Below are 20,411 nucleotides of genomic sequence, written 5' to 3'. Positions count from 1 at the left end.
AATGGCCACACGTCATCAAGTGAGACAAGCCATCGTTTCGTTACTTTACTCAAATGAGATAAATCCCGTAACTGCGGAGTTTGAAGAGGAATTTTTAGAAGAGAAAAAGATAAGAAATGAGCGCAAAAACGAGGCGCAGCAGACCTTTAAAGAGGTGCTAGCAAACAAAGAAAAACTAGATGAAATTTTAAAGCCACACCTAAAAGACGGCGACTTTAGCAAGGTTGGCGCAACAGAGCTTGCTATCCTTAGACTTGGTCTTTACGAGATGAAATTTAGCCAGACTGATAAAGCCGTCATAATAAACGAGGCGATCGAGCTGGCTAAAGAGCTTGGAAGCGACCAGGCGCCAAAATTTATAAACGGCGTGCTAGATAAGATAAAGGGCGATCTATGAGGCTCTGTGTCGCTCTTGATATGGCGAGCAAGGATGAAAATTTAGCCCTCGTTCGTGAGCTAAAAGGGCTTGATCTTTGGCTGAAAGTGGGGCTTAGAAGCTACCTTAGAGACGGAGCTAAATTTATAGAGGAGCTAAAAGGGGCAGAGGAGTTTAAAATCTTTCTTGATCTAAAGCTCTATGATATCCCAAACACGATGGCAGACGCGGCCGAGGTCGTCTCAAAGATAGGCGTGGATATGATAAATTTGCATGCAAGCGCTGGCGAGCGAGCGATGAAGACCGTCATGGAGCGTCTTAATGCGCTGCAAAATCGCCCTTTGGTGATTGCTGTATCAGCACTTACTAGCTTTAACGAGAGCGAATTTGAAGCGGTTTATAACGACACTATTTCACGCTCGGTTAGAAAATTTAGCCAGATGAGCTTTGAAGCGGGGCTTGACGGCATGGTCTGCTCGGTCTTTGAAAGTAAGCTTATAAAGGACGTGACAAATCAAAATTTCATCACGCTTTGCCCTGGAGTTAGGCCTTTTGGCGAGAGTGCTAGTGATCAAAAGAGGGTTGCAAATTTGGTTAGCGCAAAGCAAGAGGGCAGCGACTTTATCGTCGTTGGCAGGCCGATTTATGAAAATGCAAACCCAAGAGAAATTTGCGAGAGAATTTTGGAGAAAATTTAGCGCCCTAACCTGCATAAAATTTGGTCTAAAATCATTTTTAAACATGGTTTTTCGCGTAAGAAAATTTAATTAAACCACCTCACAAGAAGCTTGGATAACGACTTAGTGTAGTAGCAAGATAAAATTTAGCAAGCTTTGTAGCGCATAAGAATGAAATTTAAAATTTCATTGCAACGAGTTTGGTGGTGCTTAAAAAATTTGAGGTAAATTTGAGCGATTTTAAAAAAATCCCATATGTCGGCGAGGCGACGCAGGCTGATTTGCTGGCGCTGGGCTACAAGGATATCGCTTCGCTAAAGGGCGCGGATCCTGAGGAGATGTTTGAACGCACAAAGGCTCTCGGGCGCGGCAGCGATAGGTGCATTCTATATGTTTACCGCATGATTTGTTATTACGCAAACACTCCGCACCCAGACAAGGCCAAGCTAAAATGGTGGCTTTGGAAGGATTAAATTTATAAATTTGATCTTTGATAGAGCGGTTTATCAAATTTAAATAGCATTGATCCAAACAAAACACAAGTATATTTTGCGCAGTGATAAAACAGAGCCAAAAATTTACTTTTTAAAATTTAAAATATAGGTTTAGATATGTTTTCTTTACTTAAATTTTTATAGTCGTTTTTGTGCTTTAGTTTTGAAAAATTTATTTGTTTATGATAGACCTTGATCTTATAAACAAATTTATAGTTGTTTTTAAAATTTCTTGATTTTTTAATTCATTTTTTTGTAAAAGCGGATATTCGTCATATTTATTAGTGTTAGAAATACAAAATATATACACATTATAAGCAAATTTTTTGATCAAAGAAGAACTTTTATAGTTGAAGCTTAAATGCAGACGATAAGAGAAAATATTTCTATGAAATTGTATGATCCAAGGGCATTGCGCCCTTGAAATTATGATCTAACAGGTGAAAGATAAGGTTTTTCAGAGTGCATAGACATCTCGTTTTGTTGTCTAAATGCTATATACTCCTCTTCGCTTAATTTTTTTATGTTAGCTATAGTGATCTTAAGAGGTGTGATACCTGAGAGTGGATCGTGATCTTGTGCATTTGCAAGCTCGTTACCGTCAGCCTCGCTATAGTGGAAAGTCGTAAATATCGTGCTTTCTCTAAGGTCAGGATTTACGCGAAGTTTAGCTGCGATCCTACCACGTTTATTCTCTACCATTGCGTAGCAGCCATCTTCTAGCTCTCTTTCTCTTGCGATATCAGGGCTTACTTCGATTAGCGGACCTTCGATACCAGCACCATACTCTAGCGGTGGGCACTCTCTAGTCATCGTACCAGTGTGGTAGTGATAAACTTTTCTACCTGTTGTAAATAAGCAAGGATAAACCTCGTCAGGTACTTCGCTCATCGCGCCTGAACCTACTGGATAGCCATCAGGTATATGCATTTTGGCTTTAAATTCAGCCTCCATGCTCGCACGCTTATCTTTATCGTCAGCGTAAAGCACTGGCACTAAGCGGAATTTACCATCAGGTAGCATTGATTTGTGATCGGTATAGAGATCAGGTGTGCCTGGGTGATCTTCATCAGGGCATGGCCAGCTGATGCCACCTAGTTTTTCAAGCCTATAGTAGCTGATACCACCAAAGAATTTAGGCATTAGTTTTCTAAGCTCATCCCAAACCTCTTCTGCGCTTAAGAAGTCAAATCCCTCAAGTCCCATAGCTTTTGCGATGTTGCATACTACTTTCCAGTCAGGCTCTACGCCACCTACTGGTTCGCTTGCTTTTCTAGTTCTTTGAACACGGCGAGATGTGTTAATAAATGTTCCATCTTTCTCACCCCAACCAGCTGCGGGTAATACAACATCAGCTTTTTGAGCACTTTCAGTGAAGAATAGATCTTGCACGATAAAGCAGTCTAGGTGATGTGTAGCATGCACAAAGTGCTCTGTCCAAGGGTCACTCATAACAGGGTTTTCGCCATAAACGTAAAGCACTTTTAGCTCGCCGCTATCCATCTTATCAGGTGCGTATGTTAGTTTAAAGCCAGGCACTGGATTAAGCTCGAAGTGCCAAACTTTGCGAGCTTGCTCTTGTGCGTAAGCGCTATTGACTGCACCTGCTGGGATGACGTTAGGTAGTGCGCCCATATCGCATGAGCCTTGAACGTTGTTTTGTCCACGAAGTGGATTTACTCCAGCGCCTTTTTTACCTAAATTTCCTGTTAGGATCGCTAAATTTGAAAGTGAGAAGACATTTGATGTGCCGTCGCTAAACTGAGTGATACCCATAGTGTAGCAAATAGCAGCGCTGCCAGCTTTTGCATACATCCTAGCAGCCTCAGTGATAAGCTCTTTTTTGACACCAGTCTCACGCTCAAATCTCTCAGGTGTGAAGTCTTTTACCGCTTCTTTTAGATACTCAAAACCCTCTGCATATTTTTCGATAAATTCACTATCTTGTAAATTTTCAGAAATGATGACATTCATCATTGTGTTTAGTGTTTTGATGTTTGAGCCAACTGGAATTTGCAAGAATATATCGGCTTTTTTAGCCATATCGGTGCGTTTTGGATCCACAACGATCATTTTTGCACCACGCTCTAAGCCTCTTTGCATCTGCATAGCGATGATCGGGTGGCATTCGCTTGTATTTGTGCCTATTAGTAAAAATACATCTGTATCAGTCGCAAACTCAACAAGATCGTTTGTCATTGTTCCGTTTCCAAGGGTGCTGGCAAGACCTGCCACTGTTGGAGCGTGTCAAAGACGAGCGCAGTGATCTACGTTGTTACTTCCTAAAGCACGAAAGAATTTTTGAAATACATAGTTGTCTTCGTTGTTTGAACGAGCTGAACTAAAGCCCATGATAGAGCTTGGACCATATTTTTCTACACTATTTTTAAAAGTCTTTCCTAAAAATTCATAAACCTCTTCAAAGCTAACCTCTTCAAGTTTGCCCTCTTTGTTAAACTCTCCGTTTAGTTTTCTCATCATTGGTTTAGTTAAACGTTTTGGAGAATTTACAAATTCCCAACCAAACATACCTTTTAAACACAACTCGCCATCATTTACATGGTGGTTATCAGTCGGCTTTGCATCGACTATCCTACCGTTTTCTACGATAAGGTCTATGCCGCAACCAGTTCCGCAATACGGACAGGTTGTTTGAACAATCTTTTGCATAGATTTCCTTTCAAGTAATATTTCTAATAACGCGGTTATTATATACCTTATAAAATAAAAGTAGTTTTAAAATTAATTATTTTATTTAAAAAAATTTTAAGTAATATGCAAAATTTGCATATTACTTTGACGCTGAATTTATAAGACTTTACTATTTTTATATTAGTTTTAATATTTATGAGTATTTATATTTGGTGCTAAAATAATTTATTACGAAGTAGGTTCTTAATCTGCTTTATTTGTTTCTAATTTGATAAAACATTTATATTTTTTGGTTATTTTATGTTGGCAAGCTCGGCAAAAACCTAATATAAACTAATGGGTATTGAGCTATGATAAAAACCATATTTTTGAAAACTAATAAACATGGAGAAGTTAAAAAATAAATACATATCCTATTTCTAAATTTTATAGAAGGATTCATATGAACTATATAGTCTTTCATCCGTTATAAAAACTATAGAAATAGTAGAGATTACTTAAGTTTTTTAGAAAAGTAATTAGCAAAATAACTAAAAATATCAGAATTTTAATGTCTAAAGAGTTCTAGAATATATCTAATTTTTTAGAAGACATAGGAAATAGATAAGGGTTGCTTTGTAACTAAGTTAGTTAAAACGCCCCACAAATTAACTAATAATAACATTACATGATTTTTATGAGCTAGCTGAGATTGTAATTTATTATGATAGTAATAAGACTTATGAGTTATGTGGCTTAATCTTATTATGTGGTAAAATATTTTAAGAATAAATTTATTAATGGTAAAAATCTTATATCTGGATATAAAATTTTTAGATGCAAATTTGTCTTGCTATCACAAGTGTATGAAGATATACTAAACATAGATTATATAAACAAAAAAAGAATTTCTTGTTTCATCATAAGAGTATGAGTCTAGGTGTCAAAACATTAAAAATACAAAAAAATTGTGTTAAATCATATTAAGCCTATAAAAGAAAATCTATTTAAGTTCTGTTGAGGCTAATACAAAAATACAGAAAAGAAAAAGTTATAAATATAAAATAATCATTGCCAATATAATAAAATTAAAAATAAATTTTTTGTCTATAAGAATAGTTTTTAAATTTTTTCTTTTAAGGGTTTTAAATTTTTGGCTATGATTTGCCATTCCTTTGCAAGCTTTTCAAGGCTAAATTTAGCATTTGCAGGGCTGGTTGATGGTAGTTTTATCACTTCATTTTTTGTCGCTTTTATGATCTCATCTTCTAAGTATTTTTTGCAAATTTCATAAGCTTTGCCGCCATTTGCATAGACTTGTGTGATATTTGCGGTTTTAAAAATTGGCTTTAAATTTACAGGTACGATCTGGCTCATCTTAGCGTCGCTTGAGCCCTCTATCTCGCATGATATCGCCGCGTCATATATCGCGATGTGATGAGAGAGTAGAAATTTTATTTTTTCATCCGTGCTTTCTGGCAGGTCAGCATTTAAAATCCCAGCCAACACCCGCCAAAAGCGGTTTTGCGGATTTGTATAGTAAAAGCCAAATTTACGAGAGATGACGGAGGGAAATGAGCCTAGTATTAAAATTTTAGAGTTTTTATCAAAGATTGGCTTAAAGGGGTGCGTTTGGCTCATATTTTTGCCTTTTAAATTTATGAATAATTTTAGATAATGATATATAAAATTTGCTTTAGAAGTTAAATTTAAGGAGCTGCAATGCCTTGGCGCAAGATGAGGTTTTTTGATAAGGGCTGGATAAGTGGCGATCTGGACGATGATGAGTTTGAAAAGAGGATAGAGGATTATGGCTCGTATGTAAGGTCTTTTTATGGCGAGCTAAAGACACTTGAGAGAATTTTTGTAGATCTAAATTTTAATGACGCAAAGATAGTATCTTTTGCCTTTATGAAAAGTGGCGCTAGGGTTAAATTTTACATCGGAGACTTGCAAAATGGCTACTACGAGCTAAGTGCCCTTTTTAAAAATTTTCATATAGATGACAACACTCTTGGCGAGATCATAGCTAGTGAAGTGGCTTTTGCGGAGAAGAAATTTTATTTTTCATATATGATGGGTGATCTTAAGGAGCGTCATTTTGCCTTTGACGAGATATGCAGTATTAAATTTAAAAAAATTTCAAGCAAGATGTATTCTAGCTGCTAGAGTAAATTTTAGGTGCAAAAGCACCTAAAATTTAATTGATTTCGTCGCTAAAGTCTGCTAGGCTTAGGCGTTTTAGCTGGCGGTAGCGTCTTTGCGCGTCGGCTTTGTTTTTAGCTAGTAGCTCATCTGCATGCTCAGGGTTGGTCTTTTTAAGCGAGTTGTAGCGAACCTCGTTTAGCAAAAACTCTTCATAAAGCGACCAGTCAGGCTCTTTTGAGGTGATTTTGAGCGGATTTTGTCCCTCTTTTAAAAGGCGCGGATCGTATAGATATGTCGGCCAGTATCCGCATTTTGTAGCGAGCTCGCCTTGGCCGCCTGACTGCGATAAGCCGCCTTTGATGCCGTGAGCGATGCACGGAGAGTAGGCGATGATGAGGCTTGGGCCGTCATACGCTTCAGCCGCTGCGATCGCTTTTATCACGTTTGCTTGGCTCGCGTTTGAGTTGATCTGCGCTACAAAAATATTGCCGTAAGTCATTGCGATGTAGCCAAGGTCCTTTTTCTGAGCTGGCTTGCCGCTAGCCGTAAATTGCGCTATCGAGCCTGCGCGGCTTGATTTTGAGCTTTGGCCGCCAGTGTTTGAATAAACTTCGGTGTCAAGCACTAGCACGTTTACGTTTTCGCCGCTTGCTAGCACGTGGTCAAGTCCGCCAAAGCCGATGTCATACGCCCAACCGTCGCCGCCGATGATCCATTGCGACTTTTTGACTAGGAATTTCTTAAGCTCTAAAATTTCTTTCACGCCTGGTACGCTTAAATTTTGCTCTAAAATAGGCAATAAATTTTTCGTGATCTCTTGCGTTTTAACGCCATCATTTTTGAAATTTATCCAGTCGTTGTAAAGCGCTGAAAGTGCGTTTGGTACGCTATCTATGTTGTTTCTCATTATATCTTCGATGCGGTGGCGCATAGTCTCGATCGCTACGTTCATACCCATGCCAAACTCGGCGTTATCTTCAAATAGCGAATTTGCCCACGCAACGCCCTTGCCTTCGTCGTTTGTGGTGTACGGAGTAGATGGGGCAGAGCCGCCATATATCGAGCTACAACCAGTCGCGTTTGCTACGATCATACGCTCGCCAAATAGCCTTGTAATAAGCGTGATATACGGAGTTTCGCCGCATCCCGGGCAAGCGCCGTGGAATTCAAAGAGTGGCTTAGCAAAGCCAACGCCTTTAACGCTCTCTTTGTTCATGAGATCGTCTTTATAAGCGACCTTTTTAAATAGATAATCAGCATTTTCTTGCTCGTTTTTGCCTAGCTCTTCTTCAAGCGGCACCATGACGAGCGATTTTTCCTTGCTTGGGCAGTTTTGTGCGCATAGCTCGCAGCCGGTGCAGTCTAGCGGGCTTACTTGGATCTTGTATTTTAGTCCCTTGACCTCTTTGCCTTTTGCCTCTAGGTTGTGCTCTTTTACGCCATCTGGGGCTGCGCTAAGCTCGTTTTCGTCTATTAAAAATGGTCTGATTACAGCGTGTGGGCAGACAAATGCGCACTGGTTGCACTGGATGCAGTTTTGCTCGATCCATTTTGGCACCATGACGCCAACGCCGCGCTTCTCATAAGCCGTCGTGCCAGCTTCAAAGTGGCCGTCCTCGTAGCCTATGAAGGCTGAGACTGGTAGGCTATCACCGCGAGCCGCATTTATCGGTTTTACGACGTTTTCGATGAAGCTGTTGCCGATGTATTTTTCATCTTTTTGCTCATCGTCTGCTAAATTTGCCCACGCAGGATTGACTGGCACTTTTATGAGCCCATTTGCGCCAACGTCGATAGCGTTGTAGTTCATCTGCACGATCGCCTCGCCTTTTTTAGCGTAGGCTTTGTGAGCGTACTCTTTCATATATTTTTGCGCATCTTCAAATGGTATGATGTCAGCAAGCTTGAAAAATGCCGACTGCATTATGGTATTTGTGCGGTTTTTAAGTCCGATATCGTGCGCTAGCTTTGTTGCGTTTATGATGTAGAAATTTATATTTTTGCTAGCTAAAATTTTCTTAACTTTATTTGGCAACTTCGCTATGGTCTGCTCTGCGTCCCAGATAGAGTTTAATAAAAATGTGCCGTTTTCTCTGATGCCGTCAATGACGTCGTAAATTTCAAGATATGCTGCGACTGAGCAGGCTACAAAGTGCGGGTTTGAGACGAGATAGGTCGAGCGGATCGGCTTTTTGCCAAAGCGAAGGTGCGAGCGCGTGTAGCCGCCTGATTTTTTACTATCATAGGCAAAATATGCCTGTGCGTAAAGATCAGTCTTATCACCGATGATCTTAATAGAATTTTTGTTTGCACCCACGGTGCCATCAGCGCCAAGTCCGTAAAATAAGCACTCTTTAACGCTCTCATCGCTTAGTGAAATTTTCTCTCCAGTTGGCAGCGAGGTAAAAGTGACGTCATCGACGATACCCACTGTAAAGCCATCTTTTGGCTCGCTTTGGTTTAAATTTTCAAATACAGCTAGCATCTGCGCAGGATCAACATCCTTTGAGCTTAGGCCGTATCTGCCGCCAACTATGATCGGGGCGTCCTTTTGGCCATAAAATGCAGCTTTTATATCAAGATATAGCGGCTCGCCAAGGCTGCCAGGCTCTTTTGTGCGGTCAAGAACGGCTATTTTTTTCACGCTCTTTGGCATCACGTCAAAGAGATACTTCGTGCTAAATGGGCGGTACAAATGCACCTTGATGATGCCCACCTTTTCGCCTTTTGCGTTTAGATAATCAACAACCTCTTCAAGGGTCTGCGTCACTGAGCCCATAGCTACGATGACGCGCGTGGCCTCAGGATCGCCGTAGTAGTTAAACGGCTTGTAGTCACGACCAGTGATCTTTGAAATTTCAGCTAGGTAGTTTGCTACGATGTCTGGCACTGCGTCATAAAAGCGGTTGCTTAGCTCTCTTGTTTGAAAGTAGATATCGTCATTTTGCGCTGTGCCTCTTGTTTTTGGGCTCTCTGGATTTAGCGCTTCGTCTCTAAATTTTTGTAGCGCCTCTCTATCAAGTAGCCTATCAAAGTGCGCGTAGTCCATCACTTCTACTTTTTGAATTTCATGGCTCGTTCTAAAGCCATCAAAGAAGTGTAAAAATGGCACTCTGCCCTTGATCGCTGCTAAATGCGCCACGCCAGCGATGTCCATCACCTCTTGCACTGAGCCGCTTGCTAGCATAGCAAAGCCAGTTTGGCGACAGGCGTAGATGTCTTGGTGGTCGCCAAATATTGAAAGTGCCTGCGCAGCTAGCGAGCGAGCTGAGACGTGGATGACGCCAGGGAGGAGCTGGCCTGCTATCTTATACATATTTGGAATTTTTAAAAGTAGGCCTTGAGAAGCTGTGTAGGTCGTAGTTAGCGCGCCAACTTGTAGCGAGCCATGCACCGTGCCAGCTGCTCCGCCTTCGCTTTGCATCTCGACTACTTTTACTGGCATACCAAATAAATTTTTCTTGCCCTGCGCTGCCCAAAGGTCAGTGTAGTCAGCCATAGGCGAGCTAGGAGTGATAGGGTAAATTCCAGCTACTTCGGTAAATGCGTATGACGCGTAAGCTGCGGCCTCGTTTCCGTCCATAGTTTTCATTATTTTTGACATATTTCCGCCTTAAAATTATCTTAAAAATGGCTTTATTATAAAAGAAAAATCCAAAATTTGTCATTAATCTCTATCATTAAAAAATTAAAATTTATAAATAACTAAGATGTAAGTCAAATTTTAATATTGTAGGGGCAAAGTAAAAAGGATGAAATTTTGATAAATATTCATAAAATAGCCTATCTAAGGGTTATCGCGCTAGCTTTTGCAGCTTTTATATTTAATACAACTGAGTTCGTGCCAGTGCCGCTTTTAAGCGACATAGCAAAGGATTTTGGCATGAGTACGGCTGATACTGGGCTCATCATCACGATATATGCGTGGAGCGTGACGATACTCTCGCTACCTTTTATGCTGCTAACTGCAAATTTAGAGCGAAGGTCGCTACTTTTAAAGGTCTTTATCATTTTTGTGGTTTCTCACGCACTTTGCGCGGTTGCTTGGAATTTTACCGTTTTAGTCATAGCTCGCGTGCTAATAGCCATCTCACACGCCATATTTTGGTCGATCACCGCCTCGCTTGCTGTTAGGGTGGCACCTATCAATAAAAGCTCGCAAGCTCTGGGACTTTTAGCGCTTGGCACATCGATGGCGATGATACTTGGCTTGCCACTTGGTAGGGTTTTAGGCGATAGCTTGGGCTGGCGTGTCACATTTGGGCTCATAGGAATTTTTGCTGTGGGCGTTGGCGCTTGGCTATATAAAATTTTGCCGCTTTTGCCTAGTAAAAACTCAGGCTCGCTAAAAAGTTTGCCTGAGCTTGCAAGAAATGGCTTCTTGATGGTGATATTTTTGCTAACTGCTATCGTTATCAGTGCGCATTTTAGCACTTATAGCTACATCGAGCCGTTTGCCAAAGATATTAGCGGCTTTGATGGTAAATTTATCACCATATTTTTGCTTTTGTTTGGCGTCGCTGGCATTGTAGCAAGCTGGCTTTTTTCTAAATTTTATAAGCTCATACCAAATGCCTTTACAGCTATCTCAATAGCGATCATTTTAGCCTGCTTGCTTGCGCTAAATTTCATCGCTACAAATGAGAGCTTTATGCTTGCGCTTGCCTTTATCTGGGGGCTTGGCATAGCTGGGATAAATATGAGCTTTCAGATAAAGGTGCTAAGCTTAGCCTCAAAAGCCACAGACGCTGCGATGGCGATATATTCAGCTATTTATAACATCGGCATAGGAACTGGCGCGCTAATAGGTCATCAAACGATAGTTCATCTTGGCGAGCAAAATATCGGTAACGTTGGTAGCCTTTTTGCAGCGGCTGGACTTGTCATTTTTGTCGCCGCAGCGGTTAAATTTAAGAAGGCTAATTAAATTTAGCTTTTTTAAAAAACCAAAAACGTTACAAATTTCTACAAATAAGTGATAATAAATATCATAACTAAGAATAATTTTAGCTAAGCTTTTTTATAATCGTTATCAGAAAACGAATAAATTTTAGGAGCTTGTTATGTCAGTTTTAGTTATCGGAGCAGATGAGATCACGCCTATTAAGGCTGTTTTGCATGATTTAGGAGCTGAAAAGATAGAGCACTGGGACGCTAGAAACGAAAACCGCGTAAATCGCAAGCCGATCCCACAAGACACCGAGTGCGTGGTGATGCTAACTAGCTTTTTAAACCACAACACGATGAAGACCATTAAAACTCAAGCAAAAAAGAGAAATATCCCTATCGTTTGTGCTAAAAGAAGCGTTAGTTGCGTATTTTGCGAGTATTGTAAGGTCTTTGGCCTAGATAAGGAATTTGGATGCAAAGAATAATCGATGAAGTTCGGGTTTTTATCAGATATTGGCGAAATAACTCCAAGTATTTTTGCAAAGCTTGACAAACTTTCGCGTGCGAAAATTTTTATCGCACTTTATAATGTTGGCGTAGAGAGCGAGCTAAAGATCCCGCTTTCTTACGCTAAATTTCTAAATTTCAAAGAGATTTTTGATGCTAGGATAAATTTATTACTGTGTGATAAATTTTTAAATTTCAAACCAGTTGATAGCTTTTGCATACCTTCAAACGTCGTTATAAATGCTTATTTGAGAAATGATTTTAAAGCGTTGAAATTTGTAGCAAAAGAGCCAAAGATGGCAGCTGCAAAGATGATAAAGATGCTTTATAGAAGTGGGGAATTTGAGTTTTTTATTGACGCAGCGCAGATGTTTTGTCAATTTGTTTATGATAAAATACGCCTCCGTCATCAGGACAAAGAGGTCGTGCTAAATGGCGGCGTCATCTCGGTCAAAAAGGGTGGCAAAAATTTACTCAGCGTCATGCCAAGCTTTAAAAAAGTGAGCTTTGATGATATGAGAAATTTAAACGACGACATCGACGCAGCCGTTTGCGCCTTGCAAAGAGAGTGCGAGATGGTTTATATCGTCTGTCCTAGAAATGAGGAATTTAGGCGGCATGTTGAGGTTAGGCACTGCTTTGCAAGAGGGTGCATAAAGCTCGTGCCTTATACGATTATTAGTAAAATTTTTTAAAAAGGATAAAAATGATAGGTATAGTTTTTGGAAGCAGTATGGGAAATACCGAAGATGCAGCAAAACTTATAAGCGAAGGTCTAGGTCTTAAAAACGAGCTTTTAAACGTCTCTGACGTGGACGCAGCGAAGCTAAATAGCTTTGATAAGCTCATCCTTGGCACATCGACCTGGGGCAGCGGCGACCTGCAAGACGACTGGGACGCATTTGACTTTAAAGCGTTAAATTTAAACGGCAAAACGGTCGCTGTTTTTGGCATGGGAGATAGCCAAAGCTACTCAGACGAGTACTGCAACGGCATGGCAAAGCTCTATGACGAGGTGGTAAAAGCAGGCGCGAAGGTAGTTGGTGAAGTTAGCACTGATGGATATACATTTGATGGTTCTGATGCCGTAAGAAATGGTAAATTTGTAGGTCTAGCGCTTGATGCTGATAACCAAAGTGACAAGACAGAGGGTAGAATTTCAGCTTGGATCGAGCAGATAAAACCATACTTTGCATAATAAATTTAGCTAGATCTTCTAGCTAAATTTATATATCCATAGCCGAGATGAAGCTTTTTATCCTCTCATTTTGGCTTTTAAAAAACTCATCAACTAAGCCATCAAAGGCGATCACACTTTTATCTAAAAACAAAATTCTATCAGCTATCTTTCTAGCAAAATTCATATTGTGAGTGACGATGATCATAGACTTTTTCTCTTTTGCAAGAGATAAGATGACCTTTAAAACTTCAGCCTCAAGCTCTGGATCAAGCGCACTTGTAGGCTCGTCAAGTAGCAAAAAGTATGGATTTACAGCTAGTGCTCTAGCGATGGCCACGCGCTGTGCTTGTCCGCCTGAGAGCCTGTTTGGATAGGTATCTTCTTTGTGGCTAAGTCCCACTTTAGCTAAAAGCTCTTTTGCCTCTTTTATCGCTTCGTTTTTATCCTTTTTTTGAACGTAGATCGGAGCTTCGGTGACATTTTGAAGCGCTGTTAGGTGCGGGAAGAGGTTGAAGCTTTGAAAGACCATGCCTGTTTTTTTACGAATTTCTAAAAGCTCTTTTGAGCTAAGCTTCTCTTTAAAATTTACACTCCTATCATCTACCTCTAAAGTGCCACTTTGTGGGATCTCAAGTAAATTTATGCATCTAAGAAGCGTTGATTTGCCACAACCAGATGAGCCAACTATCACGGTCGTTTGCCCCTCTTTAAAGCTTGTATTTATGTTATCTAGCACCAAATGATCGCCGTAAGATTTGCTTATATTTTTAAAATTTATAGCCATTAGACATACCTTGAGACAGCTTTTTCAAGCCTTGATTGAAGATAGGTTAAAAGTGTGCAAACCGCTAAATAGATGAGCGCTGCTAGGATGTAGAGGATGAGTGGCTCAAAGGTCCTTGCTGCGATCCTTTGAGCGACCATAAACATATCTACCATCGTTATAGAAGCTGCTAGTGAAGTGTCTTTAACAAGGTCTATAAATGTGTTTGAAAGCGGAGGGAGCGAGATCCTCACTGCTTGAGGTGCGATGATGCGCTTTAAAATTTGATAGTGCGTCATGCCAAGCGATATGGCAGCCTCCCACTGACCTTTTGGCACAGAAAGTATGGCAGCCCTTACAGATTCAGACGCATAAGCGCCCACGTTTAGGCTAAATGCGATAGTGGCCGCACTCCAAGTATCAAGCGTGACACCGATGCTAGGAAGCCCGTAAAATACGATGAAAAGCTGCACAAGAAGCGGAGTACCGCGAAATATCCAAACATAGGTGGCAAATATAAATTTTAAAATTTTTATATTTGAAAGCCTCGCTACTGCTGTGATAATGGCGATGACAAGCCCTAGCGAAAACGAGAGCAAAGTAAGTGGGATCGTCACTTTTAAAAGCGCGATGATCATCGGTAGCGTCGAGCTTGAAACAAGCTCGATCACTCTATCTAAATTTTCCATTTTTGCCTTGTTGGTTTATAAATTTATTTTGAAACGTCTTTGTCAAAGTAGCTTTTAGAGATGGCTTCTAGTTTGCCCTCTTTTGAAAGCTCAGTTAAAGCATTTGAAATTTGCTCTGCAAGCTCTGCATTATCTTTCTTAACAGCTGCTGCTGTGTAGTCTTTCTCATCAAGTGAGGCAGCTATCTTCACAGGTGCGTTTGGACGCTCTTTTATGAAGTCGTAAAATACGATGTTATCTCTTACAACAGCATCTACACGCCTTGATATAAGAAGCTCCATGCTTTTAGCAAAACTATCTGTTACGACGTGCTTAGCACCGTATTTTACGGCGACTTTCGCCCAGTTGCTAGTTGCTGAGTCGGCATCTTTTTTGCCTTTTAGATCAGCAAAACTTTTTATCTCGTTATTATCTTTTCTAGTGATGATAGCGCCAAATGTCACAGTATAAGGCACTGAAAAAGCATATTTTTTCTTTCTCTCATCGGTTATACTTACTTGGTTAAACACAACGTCTGCTTTGCCAGCGTCAAATGCTGCTAGCATCGCGTCCCATGGGGCTGTTAGAAACTCAACTTTTAAATTTAGCTTTTGTGCTACCGCTCTTGCGATATCTACGTCGTATCCTACTAGCTCATTTTTGTCATTATAAAATGTAAAAGGTGCGTAAGTGCCTTCTGTTGCTACTGTTAGCACGCCATCTTTTATAGTTTTTGCTTGCAAATTTAGAGCCATTGCAAGCACTGCTACTACTTTTAATAAATTTGTAAATTTCATTTTGATCCTTTATTTTGAAATATCTTTTCCAAAATATTTCATCGAAATTTCGCTTATCTTACCTTCGGCTTTTAGCTCATCAAGCGCTTTGTTTATCGCTTCTAGTAGCTCGGTGTTGCCTTTTTTAAGAAGTGCAGCTGTTGGCATCGGCTCATTACTAGTGTATGCGATTTTTAGCGGTGCATTTGGGCGTTGTTTGATGTAGTCAAAAAATGTGACGTTGTCATTTATCGTATCGTCAGCTCTTTTTGAGATGATAAGCTCCACGCCTTTGCTAAAGCCATCAGCTACAACTACTGTTGCGCCATTTTTCTCAGCTATCGCTGCCCAGTTGCTAGTTGCAGAGTGCACGCTCTTTTTGCCCTTTAGATCAGCAAAACTTTTGATGTCGTTATTGTCTTTATGCACGACAATTACGGGATATGGCATGGTGTAAGGCACGCTCATATCATACTTTTTCTTTCTATCTTCGTTTATGCTAACTTGATTAAAAACAACATCTGCTTTGCCAGCGTCAAATGCAGCAAGCATCGCGTCCCATGGAGCTGTTAGAAACTATATCTTTAAATTTAGCTTCTTTGCAACAGCTCTTGCGATATCTACGTCATAACCTACTAGCTCGCCCTTTTCATCATAAAATGAGTAAGGTGAGTAAGTGCCTTCAGTTGCAATTATAAGCTCGCCTTTTTTGATAGTTGAAGCATTTAAATTTAAAGCTAAAAAAGCACCTGCGATAAAGCCAAAAATGGGCTTAAAATTCATTAATTCTCCTTATTTAGAAATGTCTTTGCCGAAGTATTTAAGCGAAATTTCGCTTAAAACTCCTTCTTTACTAAGCTCATTTAGGGCAAGGTTTATCTCATTTAGAAGTTTAGTGTTACCTTTTTTAACAATCGCAGCCGTATACATCGGCTCATCGCCAGCTTCGATGATCTTTATAGGGGCATTTGGGTGTTGTTTGATGTAGTCATAAAACATTACCGCATCATCTATCGTATCATCGGCTCTTTTTGTGATGATCAAATTTATCTGATCGCTCAAACTATCAGCCACAACTAGCTTGGCGCCATACTTTTCAACGGTTGGTATCCACATGCTATTTACTGAATGCACGCTTCTTTTGCCTTTTAGATCGGCAAAGCTTTTGATGTCGTTATTATCTTTATGCACGACGATGGCCGAGTAAGAGACCATATATGGCACGCTGTAGTCATACTTTTTCTTTCGCTCGTCTGTTATGCTTACTTGGTTAAACACCACGTCCGCCTTGCCAGCGTCAAATGCAGCAAGCATCGCATCCCATGAAGCTTCGATAAATTTTGGCTTTACGCCTAGTTTTTTAGCCACGGCTCTTGCTATCTCCACGTCATAGCCCATTAGCTCATCTTTTTCATTGTGAAACGAAAATGGCGAATAAACACCCTCGGTCGCTATCCTTATGACGCCATCTTTTTTGATCTGCTCGTAAGAATTTGCCAAGGCAGAATTTAAAGAGAGCAAATAGGCAACTGCGCAGAGCGCACCAAATTTAAAAGCACTAGAAAATTTCATACAAAACTCCTTATAAAAAATAAAATCAATAACGGAATTTGCAAAAAAAGATAAATTTAAGATTTATGCAAATGTCAGTCGCAACTGCGACCTAGGTAATATTTTGGCGCTATTTTATCACAAAAATAAAAGGGCGGCGGCTCACCCCTCTAAAAGTGAGACCGCTAGAGCTTTAACGCCCTTAAAATCAACCTTGCCGCTTGCAAGCGTTGGGATATCATCAACGATGAATATATAGCTTGGCATCATTATAGGAGCTAGGCTGCTCTCTTTTAAAATTTGCTCTAAATTTTTGGGCTCTGTGCCGCTTTTTACTAAAAGTGCGATCGCTTCGCCTTTTTTGCTATCTGGCACATTTGCGCTGCTAAAGACGACGTCGCCCCCAAGCACCTTTGTAAGCTCTTCTTCGACGCTTCCAAGGCTTATCATCTCGCCGCCTATCTTGGCAAATCTTGAGTATCTATCGACGATAAACACAAAGCCGTTTTCATCGATGTGGCCTTTATCACCAGTTTTATAGTATCTTACGCCATCAATGTGCGTGATGACCTCGCTTGTTTTAGCTTCGTCGTTTAGATAGCCCTTCATCACCTGCGATCCGCCGATCACTATGAGTCCGTCTGTGCCAGTTTCTAGCTCTTCAAGCGTCTCTGGGTCGATTATCTTTATGATGGTGCCAGGTAGAGGCATGCCAACGCTGCCAGGTCTATTAAATGTAAGCTCTTTTAGGCTCTCTTTTTCTAGGATATTTGGCATATTTACAGCCGCCACCGGCGCCGTTTCGGTCGCGCCATAGCCTTCATAAATTTCTATGCCAAATTTGAGCCTAAACTCGTCTTTTATCTCAGGTTTTAGCTTTTCAGCCCCAGCTACGACCATTCTGGCACTTTGAAACATCAACGGATGAAGCTTTTTGTTTCTGGTGTAGAGCCTAAAGAAGGTCGAGGTACCAAAGATGATGCTAGCGCTGTGTCTTGCAGCCATTTTGCCGATAGTCGCTCCGTCTGTTGGGTCAGGTACGCTTACCATTTTTATGCCCTCGCAAAGCGGCATGAGCGTGGTGACTGTTAGGCCAAATGAGTGAAATACTGGGAGTGAATTTAAGATCACGTCATCTTTTTTGAAATTTAGAAGTTCGCTTATTTGCTTAATGTTTGCAAGTAAATTTTTGTGGCTTAGCTCGATGCCTTTTGGCTCGCCCTCGCTGCCGCTACTAAATAAAATGGTGGCTGTATCTTCTAAACTTACACGTTTAAAATAGCAAAGTTTAATAAGCCAAGTTGGAGCAAAAAAGGCGGTTAAAAGCGCTAAAAATTTCTCTTTTTTTGAGACGATAGCTGAGAGATCTTCTGCAAATTTAGCCCTGCCACTCATCGCATCTTTTAGATTAAAGCCCTTAAGTGCGAGCTTTTCAAGAAATTTGCTAGAGGTGATGACTGTGTTTATATTTGCCTTTCTTAGGGCGTGATTTAGCGAGGTAGCATTAAGCGTATAGTTTAAATTTACGCTCACTTTGCCCATGGCAAGAAGCGCCATATTTACTATTGCTGCGATGCTTGAGCTAGGTAGTAAGATGCCTATACTTTTCTCATCTTTTAGCTCTCGTTTGAAAATTTTGATAAAGACTAAAACGGCAGTTATAAATTTCAAGTTGCTTAAATTTAGCCCAGTGCTGTCGCTCACACACTCTTTAAATTTATTTTCTTTTGCGTTGTTTAGCCATTCGCTCGTTAGCGGTTTTTGCCTTGAGATAAAGCTCTCCCACGATGAAAAGCTAAGCTCAAGCACCTTTTGCTTCATCTTTGCAGCGTTTATAAATGTGGTTATTGGCTTGCCAAAGGCGACGATGATGTCGCGTCTGCCGTTTTTAGAAGTGAGGTCTTTGTAAAATTTACTAGCTCTTGAAAAGCTAGATCCCCAAAGGCCACGAAGGTAAAATGGCACGATGCAAATTTCTTCCAGATCTCTTATGATAAGCTCAAAGCCCTTTTGAAATTCATTTATCTGGCCGTTATAGCTGATGTGGCCCTCTGGGAAAAGTGCAACCACTTCGCCATTTTTTAGGCACTCTCTAACTAGCTCTATCGACTCTTTACTAGCCCCTGCGCCTATTGGGATCACTTTAAAAAATTTAAAAATTTGCTTTAGATACCATTTGTTATAGATCGTTCTATACATGACAAATCTTATGCCCCTTGGGCTTGCAGCTTGAAGCACGAGCCAGTCGATCCAGCTGATGTGATTGCCAAGAAGTAGTGCGCCGCCACTTTGCGGTAAATTTTGAAGCCCTTCAACGAAAAAGCGGTACTTTGTCTTTAAAAATGGTAACAAAAGTAGCCTTGTAAAAAGGTGTGGAAGCTGTAAAATGGCGTAAAAACTGCCGACTAAGCAAACAAGCGCTGTAAAGACAAAGAGCCCGGTGGTTGAAATTTCAAAATATACTAAGCCTATGCCAATAGCTAAAAATAGCAGCATTGAGACGTTTTGCAAGAAGTTGTTTGCCGCCATTATCTTGCCGGTGCTCTTTTGCGGGGCAAAGTACTGGATCATCGCATTTAGCGGCACTATAAATATGCCTCCAAAAAAGCCAAATGCAAATGAGCTAAGGCTCACTACGCCGATGCTTGAGCCAAATGCGAAAAATAATAGTGAAAAAAATATACCCATAGCACCCATCGGTACGATGCCAAGCTCGATGTGAAGCTTTGACATAGAGCCAGCCACGTATGAGCCAAATGCGATGCCTATGGCGCTTACTGCAAGGATCGCTTGCACTGCTAGAGAGCTGTCGTCATTAAAAACTGCCTTGTAGTGAGCTGGGAAGGCTGCGATGATGATCTGAGAGATACCCCAAAATATGCTAAGACCAGCGATGCTTAGCCAGATATTTTTATCTGATCTTACCTCTTTTAAATTCTCTCTTAAGTAGCTAAGGCTAATGTATCTTTTAAGCTCAAATTCTCCGCTTTGTTCGTTCGTTTCGCTGATATAAGGTAGCTTGTAAGCAAAAAATGCTTCAAGCGCGCTAAAAACGACTAAAAAGATGCCGATAGGATAGACGCTTTTTAAAATTTCTTCTGAGTTTTCGCCTTGGATATATAAATTTTCAAATATAAATGAAAATAAAAATGAGCTAGCGAGTATTGCGACGATGGTAAGCGCTTGGATGACGCCGTTTGCTGTGCCAAGTCGCTCAGTGCCGACAAGTGCTTTGATGATGCCATATTTTGCTGGCGAGTAGATCGCACTTTGAGCAGCTAAAATGAGCGTGAGCGCAAATGCCACGCCAAAGGCACCCAAAAGGTAGCTAATAAGCACTGCAACGCTGATAACAACGCCAAAGACGGCGCAAATTCTAATAACCTTTGTTTTTGCAAATTTGTCATTTATAAAGCTTGAAGGCGAAAATAAAAATATAAATGGAAGCAAGATCATCGCATTTATAACGGCTGTTAGGATAAAAAGCGTATCGCCTGAGTAGGTCTTTAAAAGGACGTTTTGGATGGTTATTTTGTGCGCTAGATCGACGCTTGCGTTTAAAAATGCGATCGCAAGGTAGGGCAAAAAGCCAGTGACTTTTAGTAAATTCCTCATGAATAAAGCCTTTTTGGATTTTAAATTTTGTAAATCTAACAGTAAAATATTTAAAATATCATTAATAAAAAACTCTAGCCATAAATTTTGTGGTGAAATTTCTTTGAAAAAATTTAAATTTTATATGCTTTTTGA

The 20,411-nt window shown here is 40.4% G+C and carries 16 protein-coding genes and 1 pseudogene; 8 read left to right on the top strand and 9 right to left on the bottom strand.

Going from position 1 to position 20,411, the window contains the following annotated elements; genetic code table 11:
• Position 1 precedes the first annotated feature (1 nt).
• From nusB to HMPREF1019_RS06320, 3 genes are all read left to right on the top strand, one after another.
• Positions 2-397 (top strand): transcription antitermination factor NusB, encoded by a 396-nt coding sequence (nusB, locus tag HMPREF1019_RS06330; RefSeq protein ID WP_004317696.1) that lies wholly within the window; start codon positions 2-4, stop codon positions 395-397.
• Positions 394-1,074 (top strand): orotidine-5'-phosphate decarboxylase, encoded by a 681-nt coding sequence (gene pyrF / locus HMPREF1019_RS06325; protein WP_009294882.1) that lies wholly within the window; start codon positions 394-396, stop codon positions 1,072-1,074. The genes nusB and pyrF overlap by 4 nt, the downstream gene beginning before the upstream one ends.
• Before the next feature lie 209 nt (positions 1,075-1,283).
• On the top strand, positions 1,284-1,526 hold the full coding sequence (locus HMPREF1019_RS06320; RefSeq protein WP_034901626.1) for a helix-hairpin-helix domain-containing protein: 243 nt from the start codon (positions 1,284-1,286) through the stop codon (positions 1,524-1,526).
• Between the two features lie 447 nt (positions 1,527-1,973).
• Here HMPREF1019_RS06320 and HMPREF1019_RS10650 read toward each other — a convergent pair whose 3' ends face one another.
• Together HMPREF1019_RS10650 and HMPREF1019_RS06305 are read right to left on the bottom strand one after the other, a co-directional pair.
• Positions 1,974-4,217 (bottom strand): molybdopterin oxidoreductase family protein, encoded by a 2,244-nt coding sequence (locus HMPREF1019_RS10650; protein ID WP_410369112.1) that lies wholly within the window; start codon positions 4,215-4,217, stop codon positions 1,974-1,976.
• Between the two features lie 1,083 nt (positions 4,218-5,300).
• Complete coding sequence (locus HMPREF1019_RS06305; RefSeq protein ID WP_009294878.1) at positions 5,301-5,819, bottom strand: DNA-deoxyinosine glycosylase; 519 nt, start codon at positions 5,817-5,819, stop codon at positions 5,301-5,303.
• 96 nt (positions 5,820-5,915) lie between these two features.
• Between HMPREF1019_RS06305 and HMPREF1019_RS06300 the strand changes: the two genes are divergently transcribed.
• The gene (locus HMPREF1019_RS06300) at positions 5,916-6,347 is read left to right on the top strand and encodes a hypothetical protein (RefSeq protein ID WP_187364905.1); all 432 of its coding nucleotides are present in this window, start codon (positions 5,916-5,918) and stop codon (positions 6,345-6,347) included.
• 31 nt (positions 6,348-6,378) lie between these two features.
• On the opposite strand, the gene nifJ is transcribed toward HMPREF1019_RS06300, so the two are convergent.
• Positions 6,379-9,930: a pyruvate:ferredoxin (flavodoxin) oxidoreductase gene (gene nifJ, locus HMPREF1019_RS06295; protein WP_009294876.1), complete on the bottom strand. Its 3,552-nt coding sequence runs from the start codon at positions 9,928-9,930 to the stop codon at positions 6,379-6,381.
• Between the two features lie 156 nt (positions 9,931-10,086).
• Between nifJ and HMPREF1019_RS06290 the strand changes: the two genes are divergently transcribed.
• The 4 genes from HMPREF1019_RS06290 (at position 10,087) to fldA (ending at position 12,921) form a co-directional block, all read left to right on the top strand.
• Positions 10,087-11,253, top strand: coding sequence for a sugar transporter (locus tag HMPREF1019_RS06290; RefSeq protein WP_009294875.1), 1,167 nt, complete (start codon positions 10,087-10,089; stop codon positions 11,251-11,253).
• Between the two features lie 136 nt (positions 11,254-11,389).
• Entirely contained in the window at positions 11,390-11,701 is a 312-nt protein-coding gene (locus HMPREF1019_RS06285) for a DUF2325 domain-containing protein (protein ID WP_002939277.1), read from the top strand.
• 3 nt (positions 11,702-11,704) lie between these two features.
• On the top strand, positions 11,705-12,418 hold the full coding sequence (locus tag HMPREF1019_RS06280; protein WP_009294874.1) for a hypothetical protein: 714 nt from the start codon (positions 11,705-11,707) through the stop codon (positions 12,416-12,418).
• A gap of 11 nt (positions 12,419-12,429) precedes the next feature.
• Positions 12,430-12,921 carry a flavodoxin FldA gene (gene fldA, locus HMPREF1019_RS06275; protein WP_009294873.1) on the top strand — a complete coding sequence of 164 codons (492 nt, stop codon included), beginning with the start codon at positions 12,430-12,432 and terminating at the stop codon, positions 12,919-12,921.
• 28 nt (positions 12,922-12,949) lie between these two features.
• On the opposite strand, the gene HMPREF1019_RS06270 is transcribed toward fldA, so the two are convergent.
• The 6 genes and pseudogenes from HMPREF1019_RS06270 to HMPREF1019_RS06245 form a co-directional block, all read right to left on the bottom strand.
• The gene (locus HMPREF1019_RS06270) at positions 12,950-13,687 is read right to left on the bottom strand and encodes an amino acid ABC transporter ATP-binding protein (RefSeq protein ID WP_009294872.1); all 738 of its coding nucleotides are present in this window, start codon (positions 13,685-13,687) and stop codon (positions 12,950-12,952) included.
• Positions 13,687-14,355 (bottom strand): amino acid ABC transporter permease, encoded by a 669-nt coding sequence (locus tag HMPREF1019_RS06265; RefSeq protein ID WP_009294871.1) that lies wholly within the window; start codon positions 14,353-14,355, stop codon positions 13,687-13,689. Before HMPREF1019_RS06265 ends, HMPREF1019_RS06270 begins: the two co-directional genes overlap by 1 nt.
• Before the next feature lie 23 nt (positions 14,356-14,378).
• The gene (locus HMPREF1019_RS06260; protein WP_009294870.1) at positions 14,379-15,131 is read right to left on the bottom strand and encodes an amino acid ABC transporter substrate-binding protein; all 753 of its coding nucleotides are present in this window, start codon (positions 15,129-15,131) and stop codon (positions 14,379-14,381) included.
• 9 nt (positions 15,132-15,140) lie between these two features.
• A pseudogene (locus HMPREF1019_RS06255) lies at positions 15,141-15,893 on the bottom strand (amino acid ABC transporter substrate-binding protein).
• 9 nt (positions 15,894-15,902) lie between these two features.
• Positions 15,903-16,682, bottom strand: coding sequence for an amino acid ABC transporter substrate-binding protein (locus HMPREF1019_RS06250; protein WP_009294867.1), 780 nt, complete (start codon positions 16,680-16,682; stop codon positions 15,903-15,905).
• A gap of 141 nt (positions 16,683-16,823) precedes the next feature.
• Positions 16,824-20,276 (bottom strand): acyl-[ACP]--phospholipid O-acyltransferase, encoded by a 3,453-nt coding sequence (locus HMPREF1019_RS06245; RefSeq protein ID WP_009294866.1) that lies wholly within the window; start codon positions 20,274-20,276, stop codon positions 16,824-16,826.
• Positions 20,277-20,411: the final 135 nt, after the last annotated feature.

The sequence above is a fragment of the Campylobacter sp. 10_1_50 genome, assembly GCF_000238755.1.
Lineage (GTDB): Bacteria > Campylobacterota > Campylobacteria > Campylobacterales > Campylobacteraceae > Campylobacter_A > Campylobacter_A concisus_R.
Note: the sequence above shows the minus strand (reverse complement) of the source record. Positions and strands in the feature narration are given on the sequence as shown.